This is a genomic window from Streptomyces sp. YIM 98790, from assembly GCF_011421595.1.
GTDB lineage: Bacteria > Actinomycetota > Actinomycetes > Streptomycetales > Streptomycetaceae > Streptomyces.
This window is the reverse complement of record NZ_WTLH01000180.1, coordinates 1-11626: the sequence shown is the minus strand read 5'-3', so window position 1 is coordinate 11626 and position 11626 is coordinate 1. Positions and strand designations below refer to the sequence as shown.

The following is an 11626-nucleotide window of genomic DNA, read 5'->3' as shown; positions in this document are numbered from 1 at the left end:
CGCCGCTCCTCCTCCAGGCGGCGGCCCAGGCGGCGCCCGGCGTCCCGGGGCGCCTCGGCCGGGGCCTCCCGCCCGGCGTCGCGCCCGGCCGATTCCCTGGCGGGATCGGCCCAGCCGTCCTCGTCGTAGCGGGCACTGCTCTCCGCCGCGGGCTGCCCGCCGGCCGTGCCGCCCGCGGCGCGCACCGCAGATCCGCGGACGGTGACCACATCGGTGAGCCGGAGCGTCATTTCCAGCTCCCCGCTTTCCGGATAGTAGGCAATCCGGCCGCCGTCCGTCTCCAGGCGGTACGCGTTGTCCTGCCACGCCCACCGGGTGTCCGCGCCCAGCGCTGTTTCAAATGCGTTACGGGCGGCATTTCCGAGCAGGCCGCCGAATTCCTCGCGCAGCGTGGCCTCGCCGGTGACCTCGGGGCTCGCTTCTCCGGTGCGGGTGAGCTCTTCCTGCCACAGCCGGGCCAGACGGCTGGACGTCCGGACCCGGATGTGCCGCGCCTTGCACATGGGACCCCCATGGTGATGCCCCGTGGCAGGCCCAATCCGCCGCGGGGCGTGTGCACTTCGGCGATGATATCGGACGGCCTCGGAGCGGGTTCCCGGATTTCCCGCCCGGGCCGGCCGGACGGAAATTCCCGGCGCAATACATTTAAATTTCCGGATGCGAAGACCCCGGGAAGCGGCGGTTCCCCGCCCCGGCCGCGCGGAAAACGCTTTGCCCCGCGGGCCGGCGGCCTGCCAGGGTGCCGTCATGACGGAAGACGTACCGTACGGTCCCGGAGGCGAGGCCGCGTCCCGGAGCGGGCGCGGCCCGACCTCCGGGCTGCTGTCCGCCGACGGGCGGCTGACGGCGGTCCCGCGGCGCGCGGCCCGGCGCGAGGCACTGCTGACCCATCTGGCCGAGACGCTGTTCGCACAGGGCCGCTCCTACACCGAGGGCGAGGTCAACAGCGCGCTGCTCACGGTGCACGACGACTTCCCGGCCCTGCGCCGCTACCTGGTGGAGGCCGGGCTGCTGGCCCGGACCAGGGACGGCAGCAGCTACCGGCGCATCACCTAGCCGGGCCCCGCCCGCCGCCGCCGCTCAGCGGCGCAGCAGCACCATGGCGGCGTCGTCCTGGCGCTGCCCCTCCCGGGTCGGGCGGCACAGCCAGGCCGCCAGCTCGTCCAGGTCCGCCGGCCCCTGCGGCACCGCCGCGGCCAGCGCCCGCACCCCCTCCTCCAGATCCGCGCCGCGCCGCTCCACCAGCCCGTCGGTGAACATCACCAGGGTCTCGCCGGGCGCCATCTCCAGCGAGGTCATCGGATAGGCCGCGGCCGACAGCGGCCCCAGGCCCAGCGGCAGCGCGCCCATCACCGGATAGCTGTGGCACTCCTCGCCCGGACGCCACAGCAGCGGGTCCAGATGCCCGGCCCGGACCAGGCCCACCCGCCCGCTGGCCGGATCGGCCTCGGCGTACAGGCAGGTGGCGAAGCGGTCGGTGTCCAGATCGCGCAGGAACGCGGAGGCCCGGACCATCACGATGGGCGCGGGCAGGCCCTCGGCGGCATAGGCGCGCAGCACGATGCGGAGCTGGCCCATGACGGCCGCGGCATGCGTGTCGTGCCCCTGCACGTCCCCGATCACCGCGGCCACCCGACCGCCGGGCAGCCGGATCACGTCGTACCAGTCCCCGCCGATGTCCCGGCCCTCCTCGGAGGAGCGGTAGCTGACCGCGGCCCGCATGCCGGTGATCTCCGGCACGGAGTGCGGCAGCATGGCCCGCTGCAGGCTCTCGGCCAGCTCCCGGCCCTGGTCGTACAGCTTGGCGCGCTGCACGCTCTGGGCGATGGAGCTGGTGAGCGCGGTGATCAGGGTGCGGTCGGCGGGGTGGAACACGCGCCGCCCCTTGAACAGCAGGCCGATCGCCCCGATCGGGCGGCCCTGGGCGATCAGCGGCAGGTAGGCCGCCGAGGTCACCTCCAGGCCGGCGATGTGCGGCCACAGCTCCGGATAGCTCTCGGCGAACTCCCGGCGCGAGCGGATCCAGCGCGGGCTGAGGGTGCGCACCACCTCGCTCAGCGGGTAGTTGTCGGTGATCCGGGTGAGCTCCAGCTCGGGCACGATGGTGCCCTCCCGGCCCTCGGCCACCTGCCGGATGTGGCTGCCCTCGACAAAGCCCATGATCAGGCTGACCACGCCCAGGCGGCCGAGGCCGCGCGAGCCCTGCAGCACATCGAGCACGTCCTGCACGGAGCGGGCGTAGGCCAGGGCGGCCGTGGTCTCCTCGACCATCTGCGCCTGCTGGTCCTGATGGGGCTCCAGGCTGAGCGGCCCGGGAGGCTGGGCCAGCTCCTGGCTGACGTCCCGGACCACGCCGATGATCCGGTACGGGCGGTCCCCGGCGTCGCGCAGGATGTGGCCCTGGATGTGGGTCCAGCGCAGCCCGCCGTCCCGGCGGCGGATCTTGATGTAGGAGCCGTAGCCCGGCCGGTGGTCCTTGATCGCGTGGGAGATCACCGCGTCCAGCCGGGCGCCCTCGGTGGGCGGCAGCCGGGAGCCGCCGATGTCCTCCACGGTGGGGGCGTAGCCGCCCGGCTCCAGATCCAGGACCTCTTCTGCCGTCCGGTCCAGATGCATCAGCCCGCGGTCCAGATCCCAGTCGAAGCGGCCGATCCGGTTCAGCGCCAGCGTGATGTCGGCGCCGGCCGGCCAGTCGCCCAGCGACGAAGCCGCCGCCGTACCGGGTTCAGGTGGAGCGGCCATCGGCACCCCCGCAACGGCGAGCACGAATACCTCTCACTCTGGCATCCCGTGCGGTCTCCCGCGACCCAGCGTCGGGCCGGCCGGGCCGCCGCTGGGTCGTTCCGCCGCTCCGGGAGCCGCGGCAGGGACGACCCGCCGCGGACCGGCCGGCTGTGCGGACGGCTCGGCCCGCACATGCCGGCGGTGACGGCATATGCGGGTGCCGAATGGGCGGGGGGTGATTGTCATGAGCATTGACATGACATGGCGGCTTCTGGCTTCATGACGGGGTCACACGGGAGCCGCACCCGGATGGCGGAGCCGAGGGGGACCTCCTCGGAGGACGACCGGTTCATCGCCGACGACCCCTGGCCCGCGCCGCCGGGTCAGGGGTAACGTACTCCTTGGCGGGAGCGCTCCCATATAGTGCGCAGCCATTCCCTATCCGTCCCCGCCGCTAAGGGCTTCGCGATCTGGGAGCGCTCCCACTTTTTCTCTGCTCAGTCGCTGAGCGCCGCCGCCGGCCGCCCCGCCGCAGGGCGCTCCGGCCGTCTCAGGACGGCTGCGGCCCCGGCCCGTCGGCGGGCGGCGCCTGGAGGGTGCGCAGCACGAGGACCGAGCGTTCCGGGAGGGGGATCTCGGTCCCCGCCCGGTACTGGGTGCCCGGCGGCCGGGCCTGGTCCTCCCGGGTGGTGTCCACGACGAGCTGGTAGTGGTCGGCCCAGGGCCCGCCGGGCAGGGTGAAGCCGGTCGGCCGGTGATGGGCGTGGAGCAGCACGAGGAAGCTGTCGTCGGTGACCGGCCGGCCGCGGTCGTCGCGCTGCGGGATGTCCCGCCCGGAGAGGAACATGCCCAGGGTCAGGCCGGGGGCGTACCAGTCCTCGGCGGCCATCTCCCTGCCGTCGGCCCGGAACCAGGCCAGGTCGCGCAGTCCGTCCGGGCCGGTGCGGCGGCCGGAGAAGAAGGCCCGGCGGCGCAGCACCGGGTGGTCGCGGCGCAGCCGGATCAGCCGGGCGGTGAGGTCCAGCAGCGGGCGCCACTCGGGATCGTCGCGCAGCGACCAGTCGATCCAGCTCGTCTCGTTGTCCTGGCAGTAGGCGTTGTTGTTGCCGCCCTGGGTGCGGCCCATCTCGTCCCCGGCGACGAGCATCGGCACACCGGTCGACAGCAGCAGGGTGGTGAGCATGTTGCGGAGCTGGCGGCGGCGCAGCGCGTTGACGCCCTCGTCGTCCGTCGGTCCCTCGGCGCCGCAGTTCCAGGAGCGGTTGTCGTTGTTGCCGTCCCGGTTGTTCTCGCCGTTGGCCTCGTTGTGCTTGCGCTGGTAGGAGACCAGGTCGCGCAGGGTGTAGCCGTCGTGCGCGGTGATGAAGTTGACCGACGCATAGGGCCGCCGGCCGCCCCAGGAGTAGAGGTCGCTGGAGCCGGAGAGCCGGTAGCCCAGGTCGCGGACGTCCGGGATGGCGGCCCGCCAGTAGTCGCGCACGGTGTCGCGGTAGCGGTCGTTCCACTCGGTCCACAGCGGCGGGAAGGCGCCCACCTGGTAGCCGCCGCTGCCCACGTCCCACGGCTCGGCGATCAGCTTGACCCGGCGCAGCACCGGGTCCTGCGCGATGACCGCCAGGAAGGGGGAGAGCATGTCGACGTCGTGCATGGAGCGGGCCAGGGCCGCGGCCAGGTCGAAGCGGAAGCCGTCCACGCCCATCTCCTGCACCCAGTAGCGCAGCGAGTCGGTGATCAGCCGCAGCACCTGGGGCTGCACCACGTGCAGGGTGTTGCCGCAGCCGGTGTAGTCGGCGAAGTAGCGCGGGTCCTCGCCCAGCCGGTAGTAGCCGCGGTTGTCGATGCCCTTGAGTGACAGGCACGGCCCGAGCTGCCCGGCCTCGGCGGTGTGGTTGTAGACGACGTCCAGGATCACCTCGATCCCGGCCCGGTGCAGGGCACGGACCATCTCCTTGAACTCGCCGACCTGCTGCCCGCGGGTGCCGGAGGAGGAGTAGGCGCCGTGCGGGGCGAAGTAGCCGATGGAGTTGTAGCCCCAGTAGTTCTTCAGCCCGCGGCGCAGCAGGTGGTCCTCGCTGGCGAACTGATGGACCGGCAGCAGTTCCACGGCGGTGACGCCGATCCGGGTGAGGTGCTCGACGGCGGCCGGGTGGGCGAGTCCGGCGTAGGTGCCGCGCAGATGATCCGGGATACCGGGGTGGCGCATGGTGAAGCCGCGCACATGCAGTTCGTAGATGACCGAGTCGGCCCACGGGGTCTTGGGGCGGCGGTCGTCGGCCCAGCTGTCCTGGTCGTGCACGACCACGCCCTTGGGCACATGCGGTGCGGAGTCGCGGTCGTCGCGCACGGTGTCCGCGACGTCCTGCTCCGGCCAGTCGCGGACGTGGGAGTACACCTCGGGCGGCAGCGTGTACTCGCCGTCCACGGCCCGGGCGTAGGGGTCGAGCAGCAGTTTCGCCGGGTTCCAGCGGGCTCCGGTCCACGGGTCCCAGCGGCCGTGCACCCGGTAGCCGTAACGCTGCCCGGGGCCGACGCCGGGCAGGAAGCCGTGCCGGATCTCGTGGGTGTTCTCGGTGAGCTCGACCCGGGTCTCGCGGCCCTCGTCGTCGAACAGGCACAGCTCGACGCCCTCGGCGCCGCCGGCCCAGAGCGCGAAGTTGGTGCCGAGCACGCCGCCGGGTCCGGTCTTGAACTGGGCGCCCAGCGGGTTGGGCGCGCCGGGCCAGACCTCCTGCCGGACCGGGAGCTCGGCGACCAGTCCGGCCAGCCTGCCGCCCGGGGACGGGAGGCCGCCGACACCGCCGATGACGAGGCCGCCCCCGCCGCTCTCCACACCGAGGGCGGCCCCTTGCTCGTATGCCTGGGACACCTGCCCGCCTCCTGCTCTTCACCCGGTGACATCCGGGTTGCCGTCATGTTCGTGACTTGTTTCCTTCCCGGTGGCCGACCCGCCCTACCAGGCGGCACCGCCCGGGAAGCCACCCGACATTCCATCAGATTTTCCGGGGATGTCACGCTGCGCAGCCATCCGGTACGTTTCCGCCACCCGTCCGGCTTCCCCTGTCCCGCCTGTCCCGCCTGTCCCGTGTGTGTGCGCGGTGACGGCCCGCCGCACCGCCGGCCACGGCCGGCGCGGGGTGCCGGTGTGCAGTTGGCCACTCGTGCGGGGCGGTCCGGCCGCCTCCGGTCCCCGCCCGGTGCCCCGCGGACCCCGGCAACCCCTCCCGACGCACGCCGTCTTGCCCCGGCCGGGCCGGAGTGCGCCCCGGCGCCCGGCGGCCCCGGCGGCAACCTGGCAGACGCTGGAACGAAACAGTGACAATTCCGGGGCCTGGACGCCGGAAACGGTGTGATTACCTGGCTGTACGGCGCAGAGAAGATCGTCTGCGCCGGCGGTGCAGTGTCGAGGGGAGAACGACGTGAGGACGCAGCCGCGCAACAGACGCAGCAGAGGTGTCACCGGGGCGACCGCCGCGCTGCTGGGCGTCGTGCTGCTGCTGGTGTCCGCCTGCACGGGCAGCAGCCAGGCGGGGGAGAAGGACGGCTCGGGCGGCGGAGGCGGAGGCGGGGGGAAGGAGACGTCCGCCCCGGCCGTGGAGATTCTGATATCCCCCGAGGACGGTGCCGGTTCCGTGGCCACCACGGGCGCGCTGAAGGTCACCGCGGAGAAGGGGACGCTGACCGAGGTCACGGTGACCGGCGGCCCCGAGGGCGAGGAGCAGACCGAGGTCCCCGGCGAGCTGACCGAGGACCAGACGGGCTGGGAGCCGACACAGGCCCTGGCCAACGGCGCGCAGTACACCGTCACCGCCAAGGGACGCAGCCCCGAGGGGGAGACGGTGGAGCAGACGTCCACCTTCACCACGGTGGCCGCGGAGGCCACCTTCGACACCCAGAGCCTGCTGTGGAACTGGGTCGAGGACGGCGGCGAGGTGGGCGTCGGCACCATCATCTCGATCACCTTCAACACACCGATCGAGAACACCGACGCGGTGCGGGACGCCATCGAGGTGGTCACCGAGCCGGAGGTCGAGGTCAAGGGCCACTGGTTCGGCAACCAGCGGCTGGACTTCCGTCCGGAGAACTACTGGGAGCCGGGCACCAGGATCACCGTGAAGTTCCGCACCCGCGGCGTGGAGGGCGCGCCCGGCGTCTACGGCACCCGGTACAACGAGCGCTCGCTCGTGGTGGGCCGCAGCCAGATCTCCACGGTGGACGCGTCCACCAAGCAGATGGAGGTGGTCCGCAACGGGGAGGTGCTCCGCACGATCCCGGTGACCACCGGCGCGCCGGGCATGGAGACCTGGAACGGCAAGATGGTGATCTCCGAGAAGTTCAAGGAGACCCGGATGAACGGTGACACCGTCGGATACGGCGGTGAGTACGACCTGGAGGACGTGCCGCACGCCATGCGCCTGTCCAATTCGGGGACCTTCATCCACGGCAACTACTGGGCCAGCGCCTCCACCTTCGGCAACGCCAACGTCAGCCATGGCTGCGTGGGCCTGCAGGACGCGCAGGGGGCCGACAACCCGGACACACCGGGCTACTGGTTCTACGAGAACTCGCTGATCGGCGACGTGGTCGAGGTCGTCAACTCCAACGACCGCATCCTGGACCCGGACAACGGCCTGAGCGGCTGGAACATGGCCTGGTCCGCCTGGGGGGCCTGACCCCCGGCAGGCGGAGACCGCGGAGACCGCGGAGCGGGGCCGGTGCGCTGTGAGCAAGCGCACCGGCCCCGCCGCTGTGAACGGCGGCTAACCTGACGCGCATGACTGTGCATCTCGACGTGACCGACGGTGTCGGCACCCTGCGCCTGGACCGGCCGCCGATGAACGCGCTGGACATCGCCCTCCAGGACCGGCTGCGCGAGCTGGCGGAGGAGATCACCCGCCGGGACGACGTGCGTTCGGTGGTGATCTGGGGCGGCGAGAAGGTGTTCGCGGCCGGCGCGGACATCAAGGAGATGCGGGCGATGGACCATGCCGCGATGGTCACCCGCTCGCGCGGCCTGCAGGACGCGTTCACCGCCGTGGCCCGGATTCCCAAGCCGGTGGTGGCCGCGGTCACCGGCTATGCGCTGGGCGGCGGCTGCGAGCTGGCGCTGTGCGCCGACGTCCGGATCGCCGCGGAGAACGCCAGGCTGGGCCAGCCGGAGATCCTGCTCGGCCTGATCCCGGGGGCCGGCGGCACCCAGCGGCTGTCCCGGCTGGTGGGCCCGTCCCGGGCCAAGGACCTGATTTTCACCGGGCGTCAGGTGAAGGCCGGGGAGGCGCTCGCCATCGGGCTGGTGGACCGGGTGGTGCCGGCCGACGAGGTGTACCGGGAGGCGCAGTCCTGGGCGGCGCGGCTGGCCGCGGGGCCGGCCATGGCGCTGCGCGCGGCCAAGGAGTGCGTGGACGCCGGTCTGGAGGCGGGCATCGACACCGGTCTGGCGCTGGAGCGGAGCTGGTTCTCCGCGCTGTTCGCCACCGAGGACCGGGAGATCGGCATGCGCAGTTTTGTCGAGGAGGGCCCCGGCAAGGCGACCTTCACCCGCTGAGCCCTCCGGCCCGGCCCCGGCCGCCCGGCCGGTCCCCGCACCGCGGTCCCGGGCTGCCGGGGCCGGGCCCCGCATCGCATGGCGTGGCGGAAAACCGCCTCTCGCTCGCACGGGTGTGCTCATAAGCGAACAGAAGTTCCTTAAGTGAGGGTCAAGTGCGGCTTAGCGAAAGCTTAAATCCGGCATCCTGGAGCGCGCGTCACACCGCCCGTGATCACCCGCTCGCGCCCCGTCATCGCTGGTCATCACGCTGATCACTCCCTCAACTGCCGTTGGCATATGTACACGGCAGCGGAAGAAATCAGTCAAACCGTAATGTTGAGTTGCCGTCGAAACGGCCCCAGGCATGGCATATGCACGCCATCATGGACGCATGGCAGCAATGGCGCAGACGGCTCCGCCGGGCGGCAGCAGCAACGAAGGCCTCCTCCGCGCATCACGCACCCGCAGAACGGACCCCACGGACGGCGAGGTGCGGCTGCTCTCCAGACCCGAATCGGCCGGTGTGGCCCGCCGGATCACCCGGCATCAGCTCCAGGTGCGCTGGCTGCTCCCCGACCGGCTCACCGAGGACGCGGTCCTGCTGGTGTCGGAACTCGTCGGCAACGCCGTGCAGCACGCCGGGGCCCACGCCTTCAGTCTGCGCTTCCGGCGCCGCCGGGGATGGGCCCGGGTGGAGGTGCACGATCCCTCGCGGGCCCTGCCCTGCCTCCTCCCGCCCGACCACCGGGCGCTCACCGGCCGGGGCCTGATCGTGGTGAACCACCTGGCCGGCCGCTGGGGAGTCGATCTGAAGCCGAACGGCAAGTCCACCTGGTTCGAGCTCCGGGTCACCGGCGGCCGGGGCTGAGGCACCGCAGCGCGGTCCGCCCTCGCCGCCGAAACCTTCCGCCGGCCGCGGACCGCGGCGGGGGCGGCTCCTGCCGCGGACGCTCCCGCGCCGCTCAGGCGGAGCGCCGTCGCGCGCCCGCACGGCGGCGGCGGTCATTGCACAGCAGGCACCTGCCCCACCCCGGCGGCAGCGGATCCTCCTTGTCCCCGTACAGCGGATCCACCGGTCCGTAGGGATGCACCCGGCAGCCGGTGTCGCCCGGCCCGTCGCGCAGCGCCAGCGCCGCCGAGACCGCCCGGCGCAGCGCGTCCACCAGCACCTCGGCCTGCTCGCCCTGCGGCCGCTCCTCGAGAAAGGCGATGTCGGACGCGGTGCGCAGCGCGGTCTGCAGGACCTGCCACTCGCTCTGCTGACTCATGCGCACAGCCTAGGACCACCCTCGGACAGCCGTCCCCCGGCGGCTCCGCACGGCGGCGCCGCGGACCCCGCCCGGGCCCGGCCCGGGCCGGACGGACCAGGACCAGGGACCGACCGGATCAGCCGAAAATCCGAGTGAGAACTGTCAGGTGCCAAACGTAAGCTCGGTCCTGATGTCTGCCTCCGCCCATACCCCCGAAGACGCCCCTGCCCGAAAACGCTCCGTCGTCCGCTCCCTGCTGCGGCTGTGGCCGTATGTCCGGCCGGTGCGGGCCCGCCTGTTCACCGCCGCCGGTGTCGCCGTCGTCGCCGCCAGCATGGGCCTGGTCTTCCCCCTGGTGCTCGGCTGGATCGTGGACGGCCCGATCGCCGACCGGGACACCGCAGGTGTGCTGGCCGGCGGCCTGCTGCTGCTGGTGGTCGGCGTGGCCGAGGCCCTGCTGTTCGGTCTGCGCCGCTGGCTGGTCGCCCGGCCGCTGGCGGGCGTCGAGGCGGCCATGCGGGCCGACATCTACCGGCACGTCCAGCGGCTGCCGGTCTCCTTCCACGACCGCTGGGCCTCCGGACAGCTGCTCTCCCGCGCCACCGGCGACCTCACCCAGCTGCGGATGTTCCTGGCCTTCCCGCTGACCTTCCTGGTGGTCAACAGCACCACCATTCTCGTCGGCTGCGGCATCCTGCTCCACCAGGACTGGCTGCTCGGCCTGGTGGTGATCATCCCGGTGGTGCCGCTGGTCGCGGTGTGCGCGGTCTTCGAGCGCCACTACTCGGTCGCCTCCCGCCGCTCCCAGGACCAGATCGGCGATCTGACCACCGTGGTCGAGGAATCGGTCCTGGGCATCCGGATCATCAAGGGCTTCGGCCGGCACCGCAGCCAGGCCCGTGCCTTCCGCGAACTGTCGCAGCGGCTGCGCCGCACCGAGCTGCGCAAGGCCAGGCTGCTCGGCGCGATCATGGCCGTGATCTACGGGCTGCCCGAGTTGTTCCTCGGCGGCGCCCTGGTGCTGGGCGTGCTGCGGGTGGCGGACGGCACCATCACCGCGGGCACCCTGGTGGCCTTCATGGCGGTGGCGCTGGCGCTGCGCTGGCCGGTGGAGTCGCTCGGCTTCCTGCTGGCGCTGTGCAACGAGGCGGCCACCGCCACCGACCGCTACTTCGAGGTGATGGACGAGCGGGTTCCCGCCGATGCCGCGCCGTCCGCACCGTCCCCGGCCGCCTCCCGCTCCCCCGCCTCCGGCGGAGCGGACGCGGCGCCACGCGGCATGCGGTTCGAGAACGTCGTCTTCCGCTATCCGGACGCGCCGCCCGATGCCCCGCCCGTGCTGAACGGCGTCGACCTGCACATCCGGCCCGGCGAGACCATGGCGCTGGTCGGCGGCACCGGCAGCGGCAAGACCACCCTGATCAACCTCGTCCCCCGGCTGCACGAGGCCACCTCCGGCCGGATCACCCTGGACGGCGAGGACATCGCCACGCTCTCCCGCGCCCAGGTGCGGGAGCGGGTCGCCGTCGCCTTCGAGGAGCCCACCCTGTTCTCCGCGACCGTGCAGGAGAACGTCCTGATGGGAGCGGACGGGCAGGCCGGGCCCGAGGAGCTGGCCCGCGCGCTGCGGGTCAGCCAGGCCGACGACTTCGTCCAGGCCCTGCCGTCCGGCCCGCACACCCAGGTCGGCGAGCAGGGCATGTCCCTCTCCGGCGGCCAGCGGCAGCGCCTGGCACTGGCCCGCGCGGTGGTCGGCCGCCCGCCGTTCCTGGTGCTGGACGACCCGCTCTCCGCGCTGGACGTGCACACCGAGGCCCGGGTGGAGGCCGCGCTGCGCGAGGTGCTGGCCGGCACCACCGCGCTGGTGGTGGCGCACCGGCCGTCCACCGTGATGCTCGCCGACCGGGTGGCGCTGCTCTCCGGCGGCCGGATCGCGGCCGTGGGCACCCACAACGAGCTGCTCGACAGCAGCGCCGAATACCGCTATCTGCTGACCGGCGAGACCCAGGGGGCTGGTGTCCGATGAACACCCCAGTCAAGGACAAGGAGAAGGACCCACGGCACAAACCCGGGGCCGGCGGGGGCGGCGGCACCGGCGGCCCGGACGGCAGCCCCGCGCCGCCCGGCC

Annotated in this window: 9 protein-coding genes; 5 read left to right on the top strand and 4 right to left on the bottom strand. The window is 72.7% G+C overall.

Features of this window, described 5'->3' with window-relative positions; translation table 11 throughout:
- On the bottom strand, positions 1-503 hold a 503-nt coding region (locus tag GQS09_RS23000; RefSeq protein ID WP_207958173.1), incomplete at its 3' end, for a hypothetical protein.
- A gap of 244 nt (positions 504-747) precedes the next feature.
- Here GQS09_RS23000 and GQS09_RS22995 point away from each other — a divergent pair.
- Positions 748-1056, top strand: a complete 309-nt coding sequence (locus GQS09_RS22995; protein WP_165989275.1) for a DUF2087 domain-containing protein — start codon at positions 748-750, stop codon at positions 1054-1056.
- 24 nt (positions 1057-1080) lie between these two features.
- Here the strand turns inward: GQS09_RS22995 and GQS09_RS22990 are convergent, their stop codons facing one another.
- Both GQS09_RS22990 and glgX read right to left on the bottom strand, forming a co-directional pair.
- Entirely contained in the window at positions 1081-2766 is a 1686-nt protein-coding gene (locus GQS09_RS22990; protein WP_207958172.1) for a SpoIIE family protein phosphatase, read from the bottom strand.
- 508 nt (positions 2767-3274) lie between these two features.
- On the bottom strand, positions 3275-5590 hold the full coding sequence (glgX, locus tag GQS09_RS22985; RefSeq protein ID WP_399552585.1) for a glycogen debranching protein GlgX: 2316 nt from the start codon (positions 5588-5590) through the stop codon (positions 3275-3277).
- A 550-nt stretch (positions 5591-6140) separates the two neighbouring features.
- Here glgX and GQS09_RS22980 point away from each other — a divergent pair.
- The 3 genes from GQS09_RS22980 (at position 6141) to GQS09_RS22970 (ending at position 9116) form a co-directional block, all read left to right on the top strand.
- Positions 6141-7394 (top strand): Ig-like domain-containing protein, encoded by a 1254-nt coding sequence (locus GQS09_RS22980; RefSeq protein ID WP_165989270.1) that lies wholly within the window; start codon positions 6141-6143, stop codon positions 7392-7394.
- A gap of 101 nt (positions 7395-7495) precedes the next feature.
- Complete coding sequence (locus GQS09_RS22975; protein WP_165989268.1) at positions 7496-8266, top strand: enoyl-CoA hydratase/isomerase family protein; 771 nt, start codon at positions 7496-7498, stop codon at positions 8264-8266.
- Positions 8267-8639: 373 nt separating this feature from the next.
- On the top strand, positions 8640-9116 hold the full coding sequence (locus GQS09_RS22970; protein WP_243761696.1) for an ATP-binding protein: 477 nt from the start codon (positions 8640-8642) through the stop codon (positions 9114-9116).
- Between the two features lie 94 nt (positions 9117-9210).
- Here GQS09_RS22970 and GQS09_RS22965 read toward each other — a convergent pair whose 3' ends face one another.
- Complete coding sequence (locus GQS09_RS22965) at positions 9211-9516, bottom strand: hypothetical protein (RefSeq protein WP_165989264.1); 306 nt, start codon at positions 9514-9516, stop codon at positions 9211-9213.
- A gap of 172 nt (positions 9517-9688) precedes the next feature.
- Between GQS09_RS22965 and GQS09_RS22960 the strand changes: the two genes are divergently transcribed.
- Positions 9689-11524: an ABC transporter ATP-binding protein gene (locus GQS09_RS22960; RefSeq protein ID WP_165989262.1), complete on the top strand. Its 1836-nt coding sequence runs from the start codon at positions 9689-9691 to the stop codon at positions 11522-11524.
- Positions 11525-11626: the final 102 nt, after the last annotated feature.